At 46.0% G+C, this 18,731-nt stretch carries 16 protein-coding genes and 2 pseudogenes; 3 read left to right on the plus strand and 15 right to left on the minus strand.

What is annotated here, in order from left to right:
* Positions 1–511 precede the first annotated feature (511 nt).
* Positions 512–1,648: a PLL family lectin gene (locus VY86_RS03515; protein ID WP_046973941.1), complete on the plus strand. Its 1,137-nt coding sequence runs from the start codon at positions 512–514 to the stop codon at positions 1,646–1,648.
* 289 nt (positions 1,649–1,937) lie between these two features.
* Positions 1,938–4,493 carry a DNA mismatch repair protein MutS gene (gene mutS, locus VY86_RS03520; RefSeq protein WP_046973942.1) on the plus strand — a complete coding sequence of 852 codons (2,556 nt, stop codon included), beginning with the start codon at positions 1,938–1,940 and terminating at the stop codon, positions 4,491–4,493.
* Positions 4,494–4,535: 42 nt separating this feature from the next.
* Here the strand turns inward: mutS and VY86_RS22945 are convergent.
* Positions 4,536–4,628: pseudogene (locus VY86_RS22945) on the minus strand (transposase); the annotation flags it as partial.
* Between the two features lie 38 nt (positions 4,629–4,666).
* Here VY86_RS22945 and miaE point away from each other — a divergent pair.
* A pseudogene (gene miaE, locus VY86_RS24460) lies at positions 4,667–4,768 on the plus strand (tRNA isopentenyl-2-thiomethyl-A-37 hydroxylase MiaE); the annotation flags it as partial.
* Positions 4,769–4,959: 191 nt separating this feature from the next.
* On the opposite strand, the gene VY86_RS03525 reads toward miaE, so the two are convergent.
* The 14 genes from VY86_RS03525 to cysG form a co-directional block, all read right to left on the minus strand.
* Positions 4,960–6,129, minus strand: coding sequence for an RNA-guided endonuclease InsQ/TnpB family protein (locus VY86_RS03525; protein ID WP_046973943.1), 1,170 nt, complete (start codon positions 6,127–6,129; stop codon positions 4,960–4,962).
* A gap of 63 nt (positions 6,130–6,192) precedes the next feature.
* A complete protein-coding gene (locus VY86_RS23945) occupies positions 6,193–7,770 on the minus strand; it encodes a transposase (protein ID WP_082111168.1) in 1,578 nt (525 codons plus the stop codon).
* Positions 7,771–7,866: 96 nt separating this feature from the next.
* Positions 7,867–8,865 carry an RNA polymerase sigma factor RpoS gene (gene rpoS / locus VY86_RS03535; protein ID WP_046973944.1) on the minus strand — a complete coding sequence of 333 codons (999 nt, stop codon included), beginning with the start codon at positions 8,863–8,865 and terminating at the stop codon, positions 7,867–7,869.
* Positions 8,866–8,916: 51 nt separating this feature from the next.
* Positions 8,917–9,906, minus strand: a complete 990-nt coding sequence (gene nlpD, locus VY86_RS03540) for a murein hydrolase activator NlpD (RefSeq protein WP_193386965.1) — start codon at positions 9,904–9,906, stop codon at positions 8,917–8,919.
* Positions 9,907–10,076: 170 nt separating this feature from the next.
* Positions 10,077–10,703 carry a protein-L-isoaspartate(D-aspartate) O-methyltransferase gene (locus tag VY86_RS03545; protein ID WP_046973946.1) on the minus strand — a complete coding sequence of 209 codons (627 nt, stop codon included), beginning with the start codon at positions 10,701–10,703 and terminating at the stop codon, positions 10,077–10,079.
* Positions 10,697–11,461: a 5'/3'-nucleotidase SurE gene (surE, locus tag VY86_RS03550; protein ID WP_046973947.1), complete on the minus strand. Its 765-nt coding sequence runs from the start codon at positions 11,459–11,461 to the stop codon at positions 10,697–10,699. Before surE ends, VY86_RS03545 begins: the two co-directional genes overlap by 7 nt.
* Positions 11,439–12,488 (minus strand): tRNA pseudouridine(13) synthase TruD, encoded by a 1,050-nt coding sequence (gene truD / locus VY86_RS03555; protein WP_046973948.1) that lies wholly within the window; start codon positions 12,486–12,488, stop codon positions 11,439–11,441. The genes surE and truD overlap by 23 nt, the downstream gene beginning before the upstream one ends.
* 3 nt (positions 12,489–12,491) lie before the next feature.
* Positions 12,492–12,965, minus strand: coding sequence for a 2-C-methyl-D-erythritol 2,4-cyclodiphosphate synthase (ispF, locus tag VY86_RS03560; protein ID WP_046973949.1), 474 nt, complete (start codon positions 12,963–12,965; stop codon positions 12,492–12,494).
* Positions 12,966–12,978: 13 nt separating this feature from the next.
* On the minus strand, positions 12,979–13,710 hold the full coding sequence (ispD, locus tag VY86_RS03565) for a 2-C-methyl-D-erythritol 4-phosphate cytidylyltransferase (protein ID WP_046973950.1): 732 nt from the start codon (positions 13,708–13,710) through the stop codon (positions 12,979–12,981).
* Positions 13,711–13,715: 5 nt separating this feature from the next.
* Positions 13,716–14,036: a cell division protein FtsB gene (gene ftsB, locus VY86_RS03570; RefSeq protein ID WP_046973951.1), complete on the minus strand. Its 321-nt coding sequence runs from the start codon at positions 14,034–14,036 to the stop codon at positions 13,716–13,718.
* Positions 14,037–14,181: 145 nt separating this feature from the next.
* On the minus strand, positions 14,182–14,817 hold the full coding sequence (cysC, locus tag VY86_RS03575; RefSeq protein WP_158019900.1) for an adenylyl-sulfate kinase: 636 nt from the start codon (positions 14,815–14,817) through the stop codon (positions 14,182–14,184).
* Position 14,818: 1 nt separating this feature from the next.
* Positions 14,819–16,261: a sulfate adenylyltransferase subunit CysN gene (gene cysN, locus VY86_RS03580; protein ID WP_046973952.1), complete on the minus strand. Its 1,443-nt coding sequence runs from the start codon at positions 16,259–16,261 to the stop codon at positions 14,819–14,821.
* A gap of 11 nt (positions 16,262–16,272) precedes the next feature.
* Positions 16,273–17,181 (minus strand): sulfate adenylyltransferase subunit CysD, encoded by a 909-nt coding sequence (gene cysD / locus VY86_RS03585; protein ID WP_046973953.1) that lies wholly within the window; start codon positions 17,179–17,181, stop codon positions 16,273–16,275.
* Positions 17,182–17,190: 9 nt separating this feature from the next.
* The gene (cysG, locus tag VY86_RS03590) at positions 17,191–18,603 is read right to left on the minus strand and encodes a siroheme synthase CysG (protein WP_046973954.1); all 1,413 of its coding nucleotides are present in this window, start codon (positions 18,601–18,603) and stop codon (positions 17,191–17,193) included.
* Positions 18,604–18,731: the final 128 nt, after the last annotated feature.

The following is an 18,731-nucleotide window of genomic DNA, read 5'->3' on the forward strand; positions in this document are numbered from 1 at the left end:
TCAATTAATTTATTTAAGTTTTTATAATCAAATTATTAATAATTATTATTTCAAACAAACCCACTAAATAACCACATTTCATCTCCAAGAATTTAATCGGGATATTAATCCCCTTATAGATAACATAATAATTTCAGATAAAAAATTAAAAAATTATTGAATATTTAGACAAATGATTTTATTTGCAACAAAAATAAAACAACTACGACATAAATACATTCAGAATAAAAACACAAGGTAATATTAAAATAAAAACAGTTTACATTTAATTAATCACGTTTAAATTATTGTATATAAAAATATATATCAACACATGGAGATTTATAGTATATAATTTATTTAACTCTCTATTGTTCAGGAATCAGCATCAAGTAAAATATAAATTATTTATTCCGTTAATAACATAATAAAGGAGGGGGGTAAAAATAATATTAATCTAAAAATCGAATATCTTGCTTATTAAATTACTATTTGGTGAATCTGAAAAGTTATTTTTAAAGAGGATATGTATATGAAACAAGAACCTATTAAAACATCGGGTCTAGATAATATCAAGTCACATGTTGCAGATGAAGTAGAAATATCCAACCAGAATTCTGCAATCGCGTTGTCTGGAATTGTCTCAGTGGCAAACACCTCCGATGGTCGGCTTGAGGTTTTCGGTGTAGGTCCTGACAAGGCAGTGTGTCACAATGGGCAAACGACGCCACAGATAAACTCTCCCTGGTCCGGCTGGAGCTCATTTAGCGGACAGGTAACCAGCAAACCCGCCGTTTTCATCAATTCAGACTGTCGATTGCAAGTATTCGCACGTGGCATGGATAATGCGCTATGGAATAACCGGCAGACCGCTCCTAATGCCACTTGGTCAGGCTGGCAATCTTTAGGTGGCTCAATCACCAGCAACCCGGCGGTATATGCCAACGCCAATGGCCGGCTTGAGGTTTTCGCACGCGGTGCCGATAACGCACTTTGGCACATCTCACAGACTGCCCCCCACTCCAATACATGGTCGAGCTGGAAGTCTTTGGGAGGTACGATAACCAGTAACCCAGCGGTACATATTAACTTCGATGGCCGGCTTGAGGTCTTTGCGCGCGGTGCTGATAATACCCTTTGGCACATCTGGCAAACGGCTGCCCATACCGGGCAATGGTCAAATTGGCAGTCACTACAAGGTGTAATCACCAGTGATCCCGTGGTAATCGACACTTTCGACGGGCGGCTTGAGGTCTTTGCCCGTGGTGCCGATAACACACTCCGGCATATCTCCCAGATCGCCTCCGACTCTGTTTCGTGGTCTAACTGGCAGTCTATGGATGGTGTGATCACCAGCGCCCCGGCGGTGGTGAAGAATGCTAATGGCCGGCTTGAGGTCTTTGCGCGCGGCGCTGATAACACTCTCTGGCGCACCTGGCAAACGGTCTCCCACAACGGTCCGTGGTCTAACTGGACCTCATTCACAGGCATTATTGCCAGCGCTCCAACGGTGACAAAGAACTCGGATGGTCGGATTGAGGTCTTTGTACTTGGCCTTGACAGTGCACTCTGGCACCTCTGGCAAACCACTTCATCAACCACATCATCGTGGACCACCTGGGCTCTCCTCGGTGGCACTACCTTGATCGACGCTTCAGCGATCAAATAATCTGGAAAAAGCCAGCTTTGCACAGGACGTGCATAATCTTCTGGCCCGATGCATTTAAGGAAAACATCCACTGAATTGCATCGGGCCAGTGGTACGTAACGAGGATTTTGCTTTTAATTTTGTAGCACCGCCGCAAAATATCGGCCCTTAATTTCCGATCTATTCAGATCCTTACAATTTATCCAGTCCAATTTGCGAATTACTTCCAGATTTTACTTGTGTAAGTTTAAAGCTTGGTGCGATACCATAACAAAAGAATTAATTCACAAATTTAACGTAAGACAACTGCATGATTAACACAGAAACTTTCGACACCCACACGCCCATGATGCAGCAATATCTCCGTCTTAAAGCACAGCATCCCGATATCCTGCTGTTTTATAGAATGGGGGATTTCTATGAACTTTTTTATGACGATGCTAAAAAAGCCGCAAAACTACTGGATATTTCGCTGACCAAGCGAGGTCAATCGGCTGGTAACCCTATTCCAATGGCGGGCGTGCCACATCATGCAGTAGAAAACTATTTAGCTAAACTAGTTCAATTAGGCGAGTCAGTCGCTATCTGTGAGCAAGTTGGTGATCCAGCCACCAGCAAAGGCCCGGTTGAGCGTAAAGTCGTTCGCATCGTTACCCCCGGTACCGTGACAGATGAAGCTTTATTGCAGGAACGGCAAGATAACCTGCTCGCAGCCATCTGGCACGATAATCAGGGATTTGGCTATGCCACGCTGGATTTAACATCCGGTCGCTTCCAAATATCCGAAACGGCAGAACAGGAAACGATGTCAGCCGAATTGCAACGTAGCCGTCCTGTTGAATTGCTCTATCCTGAAAGTTTTGAGCACATGGCTTTGATTGAAAATTATCATGGCCTGCGCCGCCGCCCTTTATGGGAATTTGAACTGGATACAGCAAAGCAGCAACTTAATCTGCAATTTGGTACCCGTGATCTGGTCGGTTTTGGTGTGGAAAAAGCAACTCTCGCTCTGCGTGCCGCGGGTTGTCTGTTGCAATACGTCAAAGATACTCAGCGTACAGCTTTGCCTCACATCCGTGGCATCACAGTGGAACGTCAGCAAGATACGGTTATTATGGATGCGGCAACCCGCCGTAATCTGGAGCTGACACAAAATCTGTCTGGCGGTACAGATAATACCCTCGCCTCCGTTCTTGATCTGTGTATTACCCCAATGGGTAGCCGAATGTTGAAGCGCTGGTTGCACGCCCCTGTCAGGGATCGCCAGATATTGGAGAACCGTCAGCAGGCCATTGCTACCTTGCAGGAAATTGGATTGGAGTTGCAGCCATTTTTACTGCAAGTCGGTGATCTGGAACGTGTATTGGCCCGCCTGGCTCTACGCTCTGCCCGGCCACGGGATCTGGCAAGAATGCGCCATGCATTCCAGCAATTGCCTGATATTCATCAGATTATGGATTCTTCGGATTCCCGGTATATCAAACAATTACAGAAAAACATTGGTCAATTTGATGAGCTACAGGAATTGCTTGAAAAAGCGATTGTAGAAACACCACCGGTATTGGTTCGGGATGGTGGCGTGATCGCGCCCGGCTATAACAGCGAGCTGGATGAGTGGCGTGCATTGGCTGATGGCGCCAGTAACTATCTGGAACAACTGGAAATCCGCGAACGTGAAAAATTGGGCATTGATACTCTGAAAGTCGGCTTTAATGGTGTTCATGGCTACTATATTCAAGTCAGTCGTGGACAGAGTCATCTGGTGCCCATTCATTATGTCCGCCGCCAGACACTGAAAAATGCTGAACGTTATATCATCCCTGAACTAAAAGAATATGAAGATAAGGTTCTGACTTCTAAAGGGAAGTCTCTGTCAATAGAAAAAGCCCTGTACGAGGAATTATTCGATCTGTTACTGCCTCACTTGGCCGAATTACAAACCAGCGCCGAAGCACTGGCTGAACTTGATGTATTGGCAAACCTGGCAGAACGGGCTGAAACCCTGAATTATGTCTGCCCAACACTAAACGATAAACCAGGTATTCAAATCACCGCTGGACGCCATCCGGTTGTTGAGCAAGTTTTGCGTGAGCCATTTATCTCCAACCCGCTCTCTTTATCCTCACAGCGACGTTTGTTGATTATTACCGGTCCAAATATGGGCGGTAAAAGTACCTATATGCGTCAGGCAGCCCTCATTACACTTCTGGCTTATATCGGCAGCTTTGTGCCTGCTGAAAAAGCGGTAATCGGCCCGGTTGATCGCATATTTACCCGTGTAGGCGCTTCCGATGATCTGGCATCTGGCCGTTCAACCTTTATGGTGGAAATGACGGAAACTGCCAATATCCTGCACAATGCGACCGAGCAAAGCCTGGTATTGATGGATGAAATTGGCAGAGGGACGTCAACCTACGATGGTCTTTCTCTGGCATGGGCATGTGCAGAAAATCTGGCAAACCGCATTAAAGCAATGACTCTGTTTGCCACTCACTATTTTGAGCTGACCACGTTGCCGGAAAAACTCGAAGGTGTAGTTAATATTCATCTGGATGCGGTAGAACATGGGGATACCATCGCATTTATGCACAGCGTACAAGATGGTGCAGCCAGTAAGAGTTATGGGTTGGCAGTTGCTTCCCTCGCAGGCGTGCCACGTGAAGTGATTAAACGGGCACGCCAGAAACTTAAAGAGCTGGAATCTCTGTCTAACCATGCAACTGCAAGTCATGTGGATACACCGCAACTTGCGCTGTTAACAGAAGAAACCTCACCGGCGGTTGAAGCATTGGAAAATCTCAATCCAGACTCTCTGACTCCCCGTCAGGCATTGGAATGGATTTATCGGCTGAAAGATATGGTGTAAGAAAGTGGTAGGGGAGGCAGAGCGAAGCGCCTGCAAGGGCGCTCAATGAGGGCGGCTCTTCTGCTCAATATATTGCTTAACAACTTCAAGAGAAGCACCGTCCACACTACCTGCAAAGTATGATGGCGACCAGAGCGCATCGCTTTTCCATGCGGGTTTGCGTAATTCAGGGAATTACCGGGCGGGTTAACTATTTTGGTCGTGTTGAAGCTGAGTTGATTCAAAATCCAGATAACGATTTTAAATTCCACAGTGGTGTTCCGGCTGATGGTTGAGCAGGTAAAGATTAAAAAGGCAAACTTATCAGCTTGATAAAGATATGACATCAGCAGAATCATACTGTTGGGGTTTCATATGGCCCCTTTAATGGCGTGGTTCTGCTGATATCCCTGTTTATAATGCAAATTATTTAATCAAATAGGGGTGACTGCTCCCCGCCGTAAAAAACGGCGAGGCTTCCCACTTCTCAGGCCGCAACCGTCTTTATGACGGATTTACGCTGGCCTCCGTGGGCAGAGACGACGAGCCCCGCCGCCTGTAATTCTCTCGTGCCCTTGCTCTGGATGTTGAGCGCCGCATTGATATCGCGGTCATGTTCGACTCGGCAGAAAGCGCATGACCAGATCCGCTTATGCAGCGGCATTTCCGGCACTTTGTGACCGCAACAATGACAGGTTTTCGAACTGGCGAACCACTGATCCAGTTTCACCAGGTGGACCCCCGCTGCTGCGGCTTTGTATTCCAATTTCATCAGGAAACTATTCCAGCCCGCATCCCCGATAGCGCGGGCAAGGTGGTGATTCTTCATCATGCTGGCCGATTTCAGCGTCTCAACAATTATCGCTTGGTTTTCGTCAACCATTGTTCGGGAGAGTTTGTGTTGAAAATCGGCGCGGGCATTGGCTATCCGCTCATGGACTGCCGCCAGACGTAATCGGGCCTTGCTACGGTTAGCGCTGCCCTTTTGTTTGCGGGACAGCGATTTCTGCTTTCGACGCAGGTTACGGGTGGCGTTGATAAGGTGACGCGGGTTATTGACCTTCTCTCCGGTCGACTGGATAAGATAGTGGGACAAACCCATATCGCAACCGGTCACGCGGGTGATAACGCCCGGCTTTTCCGGCGCATCCCGACCATCGTCACACAGGATAGCGGCGAAATATTTTCCCGTGGCGGTGCGAGAGAGCGTAATGCTCTTCACCTCCCCTTCAATTTTTCTGTGTATGCACGCTTCTATCGGTGACAATTTCGGGATCTTCACTGCGCCCTCCAGCACTTTCACCCCAACACAATGGTAGCTGGATTGCCTGCCCTGTTTGCGTTTGAACGTGGGAAATTGGGCGCGCAACTTCGGATTGAAGAAATTATCAAATGCGGTATGCAGATTGATCACCGCCTGCTGTAACGCGATGGCGTCATATGTCTTGAGCCAGGCATACTTGCGGGATTTCTTCGCGACCGCCAGTAACGGTTTGAGGTCTTTGCGCGGATTTAAACTTACGCCGTGACGTTTGTAAGTATGCTTTTTGATGTACAGCGCCTTGTTGTACGCAAAACGGACCGCACCGAACTGGCCATTAAGATACTCGGCCTGTTCGGGTGTGGGGTAGAGGCGGACTTTGGTCGCTCTTAACATATTCAACACTCATTGATAAAGTGCATTCATTTTAGCCTGTTTTACCGGCAGATATTAATTCAGTCAGGAGACGTCGCAGTAGCCCGCCTTAAAGCCCTTTGGGCTTTTCGCCTTATATCCCCGCCCGCACTGAGGGTGTCGCAAAAGGGTTGAGGTCACTTTTTCAAGCATCAAGTTAAATTCAATCACTGACTTTGGGCAGCCTGTTATTTGTATGGATAACAGGCTAAAAATAATCCCTAATATCAGAGCCACCGCTCTTGATAAGTTATAGGCCATTGCATGCAGGGAAAACTCCAGCTTTACCGCTGACAATCCCTTACGCCGAAAGCGTTCCAGTCTCTGAATTCCCCGTAATGCCGAAAATACCGGTTCTACCAGGCTCTTCCGTTGACTCAATATCTGTTTTGACTCCGGTCGGGCCATATGCAAACGAAGTGTCTCCCGCTCTTCATCTTCCGGATAACGTTTTATTTTTCTTCCTCCTTTAGCCTTTGTGCAGCCCGCTTTCTTCGGGCATCCGGCACAATTGTCAGCGCGATAAACCCGATAGGTCCGCGTTTTTTCAGTGGCTTTCACTGTACTTTGCAGGGACAATTGGTGATGAGCAGGACAAATATAGCAATCTTGCTCAGCATCATAAGTAAATAAGGATTTAGGATAGATTTTTCGGGCACGCTGTCGGTCTGAATTTTCTGCACAAAACAGCCAGATCTGATGTTTCTTCGCCTCAGCAATCACATCGTCATGGAAATAACCGGCATCCAATAACAGCTTTTCCGGGTGACCTCCCGAGATAGTGAGATTCTGCGCCAATAACGCGGCCATCACTTGGGTTTCACTGGAGGGGTCGACCGTTTGAGCGACGATAATTCGTCTGTTGTTAACTAAAACAGACGGTTTATAGGAAGTTGAAAATCCTCTTCCCCGCTTGAGTTTCTGGACGACGGCTTCGGGTTCTGTTGGATTGATACGCAGTTGGCTGGCATCCTTCCCTTTTTTTTCGCGATTTTCTTGTCGGCGCCGTAATACGTTGGCTCCCTGTTCCAATTGCTTTATGCGTTTTTCTGTCTGCGCTGTGGCAGGGGTAGCCGTGAGAGTATTTTTTTCACGTGAAATCGCTTCCTGAGTTAAAAGGTGGTAATGAGAACAGGCCGCCTCTATCACTGTCCCGTCACCGGCCAGGCACGAGCCGTCCGAACGACTGCGGTGCAAAATGGATAAGGTCAGTGCCTTAAAAAACGGTCCCGTCAGGACGGATTGGTGCTGATAAATAAAACGCCCAAGACTGGCATGATCGGGCGTAATTCCCTGGCTGACAAAAATACAGCCTAAATCTAAACGCGCAAGTCGTTCAAGTTCTCTGAGCGAGCAGTGTCCTTTCATGATCCCATAAAGCAGGATCCCCATCATGGAGCGTGGAGAATAAGGGGCTCTCCCTGTCGAAGCATAATGGCGTTCAAAGGGGCCCCAATCTTGCTCATCAAGAATGTCAGCAACAATAAATGCGCAACGCTCCCCCATTTGCCTGAGATAATCAGAAAGGGAAAGGGAGCCATCCAATACAGGTAAGTGCTGAGCTTTGACAAACTGACGTTTGGTGTAAGCAGACGGTTCCCGTTTTCGAATGAATAAGGTCATAAAAGAGCTGCGCCTAAAGGAAGAGCGCAGATTTTAATGGATAACATGACCTTTTGCGACACCCTCGCACTGGGCAAGGGTTTACGGCGGTTTTTGCTAAGTACGGAACAAGGCTTCAATATTCAAACCCTGGGTTTGCATAATATCTTTCAAACGCCGCAAACCTTCAACTTGGATCTGACGCACTCTTTCCCTTGTTAAGCCGATCTCTTTTCCTACATCTTCCAGCGTTTCAGCCTCATACCCCAAAAGACCAAAACGACGCGCTAATACTTCACGTTGTTTCGAATTCAACTCAAACAGCCATTTGACGATACTCTTTTTCATATCGTCTTCCTGTGTTGTTCCCTCCGGTCCGCTTTCATTCTCATCCGATAAAACATCCAATAGCGCTTTATCGGAATCGCTGCTAATGGGTGTATCAACCGAAATGATACGTTCATTCAATCGCAGCATACGGCTTACATCATCAACCGGTTTATCCAGTTGCTCTGCTATCTCTTCTGGGCTAGGTTCATGATCCAATTTATGGGCAAGTTCTCTTGCTGTACGCAAGTAGACATTAAGTTCTTTAACAATATGGATTGGCAACCGAATGGTACGGGTTTGATTCATAATCGCCCGTTCAATAGTTTGCCGAATCCACCATGTCGCATAGGTAGAAAACCTGAACCCACGCTCCGGGTCAAATTTTTCAACAGCACGGATAAGACCAAGATTGCCTTCTTCAATCAAATCAAGAAGCGCTAACCCCCTGTTGCTGTAACGACGGGAAATTTTAACAACCAACCGCAGGTTACTCTCGATCATTCTCTGGCGGGCCAGAACATCACCACGTAATGCCCGCCTGGCGAAAAAAACCTCTTCTTCCGCGGTTAACAAAGGAGAAAAACCAATCTCGCCGAGATAAAGCTGTGTCGCATCAAGAACCCGCTGGTTCATACCCTGCAATACATCTAAATCATTCTCAAGATCAGTCAGGTCATCCTCACCATTCTTCAATAATTTCTCATTGAAGTCGTCAGTTTCAATACCACTTTCATCTAAATCCGCATCATCATACAACTCGTTAACTTTCAGCGTATTTTGGCTCATAAGCTGCCCCTACCCATGATAATGCAGGCAGAATTCAGCATTCTGCCCAGTTTATCGCTGCGGAAGATAACGCAGCGGGTTTACGGATTTTCCCTTGTAACGAATTTCAAAGTGTAATCTTACAGAGCTGGTACCCGTGCTACCCATAGTGGCAATTTTTTGCCCCGCCTTGATGTCCTGTTGCTCACGAACCAACATTGTATCGTTATGAGCATAGGCACTCAGGTAGTCATCGTTATGTTTTATAATTATCAGATTTCCATATCCACGTAAGGCGCTTCCGGCGTAGACAACTCGACCACCTGCTGTTGCGAATACTGACTGACCACTGCTGCCGGCAATATCAATCCCTTTGTTACCCCCTTGGGTATCAGAGAAATTTTCAATCACTTTGCCTTCAGCTGGCCACATCCAACTGCTGACAGCACTGTTTCCACTGCTTGCGGTTGTCGTCGGTGATTTTACATACGTATTGTTTACGGTTGACGTAGTTGCCTGTGGCAACATTTTTACACTCTTCTGTTTTCCGGAATTTGCAGGATACGCATTAGTTGATTGAGAATCAACCAGCGTTGTTTGAATTTGATTATGGCTATAAGTGGTTAACATCCCGCCGCTGCCGGTCCTCAAAGTCTGTCCCACCGTCAGGCTATAAGGTTCTGAAATATTATTTTTGCTCGCAAGATCACGAAAATCACTCCCCGTGATCCACGCAATATAAAACAGAGTATCACCGTGCCTTACGGTATAAGTGTTGCCGTTATAGCTACCTTTAGGAATACTTTCATAATCACGGTTATAAATAATTCTCCCTTGTGAATTGCTGCCGCTAGCACTAATTGATGAAGGTGAAGATGGCATTGGTGTAGATATTGGTGTAGATATAGCAGAGCTGTCTGAAGAGATTACTGGACGACTGATACCCCTGCTTTGCTCCTGATTAATACTGGTGATAGGCGCTGGGCGAGTTGGTGGATTTGTACAACCGACTAACCAGACTCCCATTAATGAACAAATTACAATCCGCTGTATTTTTTTCATTGGGCTTCCCGAATTCATACTTTCTTCCCCCATAACGGCAAATAATAAGCGTAAAAATCAATAACTCTTAAAGGTTATACATAACCACAAAAATTTCAAAACGAAAATAATTTTGCTTATTAAAGCGAATATAACCATTAATTGAAAAATAGTTACAATAGACTACGAATTTAAGCCAGTTCCCCTTGCACAAGAGGCACAAAACGTACAGCTTCGATCACTTCACTATGAAAACCATTGCCATGACGTTTCACAGATTTAAGAATTTGTGTGTGTTCACCAACGGGCAAAACCATAACACCACCATCAGCAAGCTGGAGCATCAGTTCTTGTGGAATATATGGAGGAGCCGCGGTCACGATAATAGCATCAAATAACCCACGCGATGGCCATCCTTGCCAACCATCCCCATGACGGGTTGAGACATTATGTAAATCAAGCTGTTTCAATCTGCGTTTAGCCTGCCACTGCAAACCTTTTATCCGTTCTACCGAAAAAACATGTTTGACCAAATGAGCTAATATCGCCGTCTGATAACCAGAGCCTGTACCAATTTCCAGTACTTTAGCATTAGGTGTTAACTGAAGCAGTTCAGTCATACGGGCGACAATGTAAGGCTGAGAAATTGTTTGTCCATAACCAATAGGCAAAGCCGTATTTTCATACGCTTTATGTGCCAATGCTTCATCGACAAAACGCTCCCTGGGCACAGCGGAAATGGCTGCCAGTAAACGTTCATCTTCTATTCCCTGCTGGCGTAATTGTGTCAGCAAATTTTTCATTGCCCGACTTAGCATTCTCCATCAACCTCAGCTTTAGCTAACCAGTCTTTGACTAACTCCTGCGCTTTATACGCAGTCAGATCGACCTGCAATGGCGTAATAGAGACATATCCCTGTTCTACAGCTGCAAAATCTGTTTCAGGCCCCGCATCATGTTTATCTCCCGGTGGACCCAACCAGTAAAGCATGTTTCCTTTCGGATCTTGCATGGAGTAAACCTCCTCCGCGGCATGACGACTACCACAACGCGTCACCCGAAAACCTTTAATTTGATCAAGTGGCAGATCAGGCACATTCACATTCAGAATATTACCCGCTCTCAAAGGTGTTGTTTGTAACATTTGTAGCAAACGACGTGTGATTTCTGCCGCCGTTTCGTAATGCGATTGGCCATCAAGTGAAATGGCCAATGCCGGCAAACCCAAGTGGCGGCCTTCCATCGCGGCAGCAACAGTACCTGAGTAAATCACATCATCCCCAAGGTTGGGGCCACAGTTAATACCAGAAACAACAATTTCCGGGCGCGGAAGGACTAAACGATTAACACCGAGATAAACACAATCTGTTGGTGTGCCATCCAGCACCGAGATATCCCCATTCTCCAGCGTATGAATTCTTAATGAACGATCAAGTGTCAGTGCATTAGATGCGCCACTCCGGTTACGATCAGGCGCAACAATCTGTACATGATAGCTTTCCCGCAATGCTGTCGCTAAAACCTGAATACCTGGTGCAGTGACACCGTCATCATTACTCAGCAATATTCGTAACATTATTTTGATCCTGATTGATGATTTCCCTGACCACACTGGTAGCAAAACTGCCGGCAGGCAACCAGAAACTGATCTTTACCGTGCTATTATCCGGCCATTCCCAACACAGATCCTGAGGCCGAACCAGAATAGCCCTACGGACACAATCCACTCTTTCCCGTTTGATAAGCTCCCACAATGATTCATAAGGCTGCAAATATTGCCGTTCAAAATCCGCAGATTGATGCAGTGTTCCCAATTCACCACTGCCAGGCAGTGGCGCGGTTATCTGTAGCTCTCCATCAATGACCCGTTGCTGCAATAAAGGCAACTCTGCTTCGTCAGCAACAAACCAACTACCACGCCCCGTTAATTGTAAGGCGTCACCATTAATGACCTGCCGCTGTTGTTCAAGAGCAATCCGCGCACTCGCCACCGCATTAAACATAGCGCTGCGACTGGCTGAAAGATAAAAGCTGCGTTTATTTCTCTCTTTTACCCGGATTTCATTATTCGCCCAGCGTTGCGCCTGAACCAAATTCTGTCCATCCCGCCCAAAACGCTGTTCACCAAAATAGTTAGCAACCCCACCTTGTTGAATCAGTTGTAATCGGTTTTCAACAAATTGATGATGACTGATCTCCCGCAAGATCAGAGTAAATGAATTTCCTTTCAGTGCTCCAATGCGCAGTTTACGTTTCTGACGATCTGTCGCCAGAACCTCACATCCTTCAAGCTGAAACGATGCAAAATCAGGATCCTGTTTACCGGGTAAGTGTAAGCAAAACCATTGTTCTGTCACTGCGTTGCGGTCTTTTAAACCTGCATAACTGACCGATCTAGGCGGTATACCAGCGAAACGGGCGAGGTTCTCTGCAATAAATTGAGTATTACAACCCGTTTTACGGATATGCACCATCAAATGCTCACCTTCCCCGTCAGGAGAAAAACCTAAATCTTCACGGACAATAAAATCATCCGGTGAAGCTTTTAATATCCCCGTCGCTTCCGGTTGCCCATACAGCCAATTTAATTCAGCTAATACCATCAATTATTCCTTAACTAGCAAAGACACCGCTTCGCAAGCAATACCTTCTTTACGTCCAACAAATCCCAATTTTTCGGTCGTTGTGGCTTTAACATTGATATCATCAATGTGGCATTGCAGATCTTCCGCCAGATTGACTCTCATTTGCGGGACATGCGGCAGCATTTTTGGTGCCTGAGCAATAATCGTAATATCCAAATTACCGATCCGATAACCCTTTTCTCTGATACGACGATAAGCTTCACGCAATAACTTACGGCTATCCACACCTTTAAATGCCGGATCAGTATCCGGGAACAATTTCCCAATATCACCCAATGCCGCCGCCCCTAACAAGGCGTCAGTCGCTGCATGGAGAGCAACATCACCATCAGAGTGCGCCAATAGCCCTTGTTCATAAGGGATACGGACACCACCGATAATAATCGGCCCTTCACCACCAAATTTATGCACATCGAAACCGTGTCCGATTCTCATGATGTCTGTTCCTTTATTTTCTGGACAGATAAAATTCTGCCAATGCCAAATCCTCGGGGCACGTGATTTTTATATTGTCCGAACGCCCGTTAACCAATACCGGTTGATAGCCACAATATTCCAGTGCAGAAGCTTCGTCAGTGATATTAGCGTGTTGTGACAGTGCTTTTGATAAGCTATCCCTCAGTAACATCAGTGGAAAAAACTGCGGTGTTAGCGCATGCCAGAGATCTTGGCGCTCTACTGTATGGTCAATAACCTGACCAACACGTCCACGTTTCATCGTATCGCTGACCGGAGATGCCAGAATACCACCACATGCCATATTTCCCTGTTCATCCACTTCTGCTAATTGTAGCAAACGTTCAAGATCGTCACGGTGTAAACAAGGGCGGGCCGCATCATGTACTAAAACCCAGCGATTATCATTCCCGGACAAATTAGCCAGATAATTTAAACCAGCCAATACAGAATCTGCTCGCTGCTTCCCACCGATTACCGTCGTAATACGTGGATCTGATGCAACCTCAAGAGATTGAAACTGTGTATCAGCCGGATTTAAAACAACCACAACGCGTTGAATACGGGGATCACCAAGTAGTGCAGCCAGAGTGTGTTCAATAACAGTTTTTCCGGCAATAGACAGATATTGCTTTGGGCAATCCGAATTCATTCGGCTACCAATGCCCGCTGCGGGTACCAAAGCAATAATATCAGCACAGGAATGCAATAATAGATCGTTCATTTTAATTATTGAGTATTATTTGGAGTCGAGGGACGTGAAGTATTTTCTTTAGATTTATCAGTGACTAAACGATAGAAAGTTTCACCTGGTTTGATCATACCCAATTCATTACGGGAGCGCTCTTCAATGGCTTCCTGCCCGCCGGTAAGATCGTCAATTTCCGCCGATAACTGATCGTTACGCACTTTAAGTTTGCTGTTTTTGCTCTCTTCCATAACAACATCATTCTTAACCCGTACATAATCATGAATACCGTTTTTACCAAGCCACAGTGAATACTGTAACCATCCGAGTAAAACCACTAATAGTAGCGTCAGCTTACCCATTTCCGCCCCCTGAAATATCTGTCAATCATCCCATAACTCAAAGAGTGACGCTACTATCACAAAACAGGATGGGGGAAAAATAGTTGAGGATAAAGTCATGACATAAGCACATCACTGAAGATTCAATAAGGTGCTTATATTGATGTTATAGGTCATTAATCCCTGAACGTATCATGCCGTTCTTTTTCAATTCCGCCAGCAACTTTCCCACTAATGCTTCAATAGGTTGTTGACCTGAAAGATAAATTTCTGGGTTATCGGGAATCTCATAGGCTGAATCAATCCCCGTGAAATGACGGATTTCACCCGCACGGGCTTTTTTGTACAATCCTTTAGGATCACGGGATTCGCAAATTTCCAATGGTGTATCGACAAAAACTTCAATAAATTGCCCTGGTTCCAGCAATTCACGAACTTTTTGCCTCTCTGCTTTATGAGGAGAAATAAAAGCGGTCAGTACAACTAAACCCGCATCTACCATCAGATTAGCAACTTCACCCACACGGCGGATATTCTCCTGTCTGTCCTGTTCTGAGAAACCCAAATCGCTGCAAAGGCCATGACGCAAGTTATCACCATCAAGCAGATACGTTTTTATTCCCCGTTGAAACAGGGCCTGTTCTAAAGCCCCAGCCACCGTGGATTTACCTGAACTAGATAAGCCAGTGAACCAAATAACCAATGCGGGATGCCCATTTTCAGCTTCCCGTCGCTCTCTGGTCAGTTGATATCTATGCCAGACAACATTTTCTGACGCCAAATTTTCAATTCCTTCTGCCAATTTATTTACCTCCCAGTAAATCTCTGGCCCCCCAATGGGGGAAATGGCGGCGAATCAACCGGTTCAACTCCAGTTCAAATTCGCTGAATTCTTTTGGCCCTTCATAAACACCTGTCTGAATTTCACGTACCAAACCAGCACCAACCGTGACATTAGTCAGCCGATCAATAAAGATAATGCCGCCAGTGTCACTATTTTGCTGATAACTATCGAGCATTAATGGTTCTTCAAAAGAAAACTCCACTGATCCGATGGCATTCAATGGTAAATCAACAGCCACCCGTTGTGTCAGATTCGTAATATCCACCTGATACTGGATATTCTCAACTTTCCCACGGCTCTTTTTACCTGCCACTTTGATATCAAGATTTTGTCCCTGCACCAAAGGCTGTTCAGACATCCACACAACATCCACCAAAGCATGCCGGGTAACCGTCATCTCATCATCAGCAGAAATCAGGAGATCTCCCCGGCTGATATCAATTTCATCTTTCAGCACCACGGTAATTGCTTCACCGGGGACAGCAAAATCCAAATCACCATCAAAAGTTACGATCCGCTCTACTTGCGAGGTTACACCAGATGGCATGACTTTAATTTTCTGCCCTTTGCGTAAAATCCCAGATGAAAGTGTGCCGCTGTAACCACGAAAATCGAGATCAGGCCGGCTGACATACTGTACCGGGAAGCGCAGTAACTGCTTCGAAGCTTCTTTCTTTACATCTGCGGTTTCAAGAATATCTAACAACGCAGGTCCTTCATACCAGACCATATTGGTACTTCTGGTGACAATGTTATCGCCATCAAGTGCAGAGATCGGAACAAAATAAATTTTCAAATCTGTCGGCAACTGAGCGGCAAAGTTCAAATAATCTTGTTTGATCAGGTCAAAAACCTGCTGCCTGTATCCCATCAGATCCATTTTATTTACAGCAACCACCAAGTGGCGGATCCCCAGCAAGGTACTGATAAAACTGTGACGACGGGTCTGCTCCTGAACACCTTTACGGGCATCAATCAGCAGAATCGAAAGATCACAGGTCGATGCACCTGTCGCCATATTACGCGTGTACTGTTCATGTCCCGGCGTGTCGGCAATAATAAATTTGCGTTTTTCGGTGGAAAAATAGCGGTAAGCGACATCAATGGTGATGCCTTGTTCGCGCTCTGCGGCGAGACCATCCACCAGCAAAGCCAAATCCAATTTTTCACCCTGAGTACCGATTCGTTTACTGTCATTCTGCAATGTTGAAAGCTGATCTTCGTAGATCTGACGGGTATCATGTAACAGACGGCCAATCAGGGTACTTTTGCCATCATCCACGCTGCCACAGGTTAAGAAACGCAGTAGTCCCTTATCCTGTTGAGCATGCAGATAGGCTTCTACACCTCCCTGTTGTTTAATTTGATCAGCAATAGCTTCATTTTGTGCAAGTGCGGACATGGTTGTTCTCCTTAGAAATAACCCTGACGTTTTTTCAGTTCCATAGAAGCAGATTGATCACTGTCAATCAGCCGCCCTTGCCGCTCACTTGTCGTGGATATCAGCATCTCTTCAATAATTTCCGGCAATGTTTCAGCATCAGATCTCACGGCCCCCGTCAGCGGCCAGCAACCAAGAGTACGGAAACGAACTTTGCGTTGACTGATAACTTCGCCAGGTTTCAAATCGATCCGATCGTCATCAACCATAATCAACGTGCCATCACGCTCTATTATCGGACGTGGTTTAGCAAAATAGAGAGGAACGATATCAATTTGTTCCAGGTAGATGTATTGCCAAACATCCAGTTCAGTCCAGTTGGAAAGCGGGAATACGCGAATGCTTTCACCTTTGTTAATCTGACCGTTGTAATTACACCACAATTCAGGACGCTGGTTTTTAGGATCCCAACGATGTGAGCGATCGCGGAATGAATAAATACGCTCTTTAGCTCGTGATTTTTCTTCATCACGCCGGGCACCACCGAAAGCCGCATCAAAACCATATTTATCCAGTGCCTGTTTTAACCCTTCCGTTTTCATGATATCGGTATGTTTGGCGCTACCATGCACAAATGGGTTTATTCCTATCGCTTCCCCTTGCGGGTTGCGATATACCAGAAGTTCAAAACCGTAATGCTTGGCGGTACGATCACGAAACTCGTACATTTCGCGGAATTTCCAGCCCGTATCCACGTGCAGCAAAGGAAATGGTAAGGTTCCCGGATAGAACGCCTTGCGCGCAAGATGAAGCATGACCGAAGAATCTTTACCAATAGAGTAAAGCATCACTGGGTTTTCAAACTCTGCGGCCACTTCCCGTATAATATGGATACTTTCAGCTTCAAGTTGCTGCAAGTGGGTCAATCTTTTCTCGTCCATTACCACTCCTTATGCAAAATCGACTACTGCCGGACGGCTTATCCTGGCAATAGGTTGTTGCCCAAACCAGGCTATCTGATGGTGGAGTTGGGCTACCTCCCCCACTACCAGTAACGCCGGTGACGGTGCCTGCTGTGCCAACTGTTCCAGTTCCAGCAAAGTTCCAGTCAACACTTGCTGCTCTGGACGAGTACCACAACCGATAACAGCTACGGGTGTATCTTTTGCCCGCCCATGTAAAATTAATTGATGACTTATCAAGGCAGATTTCACCGTCCCCATATAAATCGCCAAAGTCTGATTGCCTTTGGCCAAAGCCTGCCAATCCAGGTCATTACCATTTTCCCGGCAATGGCCTGTAATAAAAGTGATACTCTGCGAGTGTTCCCGGTGAGTCAGCGGAATTCCCGCGTAAGCAGTCGCTCCAATAGCGGCGGTAATTCCCGGTACGACTTGAAAAGGAATACCTGCTGATGCCGCAACCTGTAACTCCTCACCACCACGGCCAAAAATAAAGGGATCACCGCCTTTAAGGCGAACCACTTTTTTCCCTTGTCTGGCAAATTTCACTATCAATTGGTTAGTTTCTTCCTGAGAAACAGAGTGATTACCGGCTCTTTTGCCAACGCAAATTTTATCTGCATCCCGGCGAACCAGATCCAGCACTTCACTGCTGACCAGATGATCATAAAGCACCACATCAGCCTGCTGAATAACCTGTAATCCTCGCAATGTCAGTAATCCCGGATCGCCTGGACCTGCACCGACCAGAGCCAATTCTCCCGGTGAATCAGGCTGTTCCAGTTGTTGCTCAAGCTGCTCTTCCGCCTGTTGGATCTGACCATTTGCAACCAACATAGCGAAACAGCCATTAAAAGCCTGTTCCCAAAAAGAACGACGCTGGCGCATGGAAGTTAATCGCTGTTTCACCCGCTCACGCCAATTCCCGGCAATTTTCGCCATTGCGCCAAGACTGGAAGGCAATAACGCTTCCAGTTTTTCCCGTATTAAACGCGCCAATACCGGCGCTTTTCCTGCCGATGAAATCGCCACTAAAACAGGAGAACGATCAATAATTGATGGAAAAATAAATGAGCAATGGGATTGATCATCAACGACATTGACCAAAATACCGCGCTTATCCGCCTCGGTAAAAACCCGATGATTTAGAATGTGATCATCAGTCGCCGCAATCACCAGAAAAATGCCATCAAGATATTCAGGCTGGAATTCTCTCTTATACCATTCCAGTTCACCGGCTTGATAACGCTGTTGTAATTCAGAACATAATTCAGGCGTTACAACCTGTAATAATGCACCTGCCCGTAGTAGTAGAGTCGCCTTACGTGCGGCCACATCTCCACCACCGACAAGTAATACAAGCCGCCCTTTTAACTCAACAAATATCGGTAAGTAATCCACAATTGCCCTTTGTATCCAGTGAAATATTTATAAGTAATGAAACTGTTTCGAATGAATATATGAGTCGGTGGTAAGGTTATGAAATGACAAAAAGGAATTTATTGTTCTGTAATGGAATATAGCTTTTC

This window comes from Photorhabdus thracensis, assembly GCF_001010285.1.
In the GTDB taxonomy this organism is placed as follows: domain Bacteria; phylum Pseudomonadota; class Gammaproteobacteria; order Enterobacterales; family Enterobacteriaceae; genus Photorhabdus; species Photorhabdus temperata.

Bases quoted from the DNA above. Each gene is read 5' to 3' on its own strand.
- VY86_RS03515 (WP_046973941.1), top strand. From the start codon at position 512: ATGAAACAAGAACCTATTAAAACATCGGGTCTAGATAATATCAAGTCA.
- mutS (WP_046973942.1), top strand. From the start codon at position 1,938: ATGATTAACACAGAAACTTTCGACACCCACACGCCCATGATGCAGCAA.
- VY86_RS03525 (WP_046973943.1), bottom strand. From the start codon at position 6,129: ATGTTAAGAGCGACCAAAGTCCGCCTCTACCCCACACCCGAACAGGCC.
- VY86_RS23945 (WP_082111168.1), bottom strand. From the start codon at position 7,770: ATGACCTTATTCATTCGAAAACGGGAACCGTCTGCTTACACCAAACGT.
- rpoS (WP_046973944.1), bottom strand. From the start codon at position 8,865: ATGAGCCAAAATACGCTGAAAGTTAACGAGTTGTATGATGATGCGGAT.
- nlpD (WP_193386965.1), bottom strand. From the start codon at position 9,906: ATGAAAAAAATACAGCGGATTGTAATTTGTTCATTAATGGGAGTCTGG.
- VY86_RS03545 (WP_046973946.1), bottom strand. From the start codon at position 10,703: ATGCTAAGTCGGGCAATGAAAAATTTGCTGACACAATTACGCCAGCAG.
- surE (WP_046973947.1), bottom strand. From the start codon at position 11,461: ATGTTACGAATATTGCTGAGTAATGATGACGGTGTCACTGCACCAGGT.
- truD (WP_046973948.1), bottom strand. From the start codon at position 12,488: ATGGTATTAGCTGAATTAAATTGGCTGTATGGGCAACCGGAAGCGACG.
- ispF (WP_046973949.1), bottom strand. From the start codon at position 12,965: ATGAGAATCGGACACGGTTTCGATGTGCATAAATTTGGTGGTGAAGGG.
- ispD (WP_046973950.1), bottom strand. From the start codon at position 13,710: ATGAACGATCTATTATTGCATTCCTGTGCTGATATTATTGCTTTGGTA.
- ftsB (WP_046973951.1), bottom strand. From the start codon at position 14,036: ATGGGTAAGCTGACGCTACTATTAGTGGTTTTACTCGGATGGTTACAG.
- cysN (WP_046973952.1), bottom strand. From the start codon at position 16,261: ATGTCCGCACTTGCACAAAATGAAGCTATTGCTGATCAAATTAAACAA.
- cysD (WP_046973953.1), bottom strand. From the start codon at position 17,181: ATGGACGAGAAAAGATTGACCCACTTGCAGCAACTTGAAGCTGAAAGT.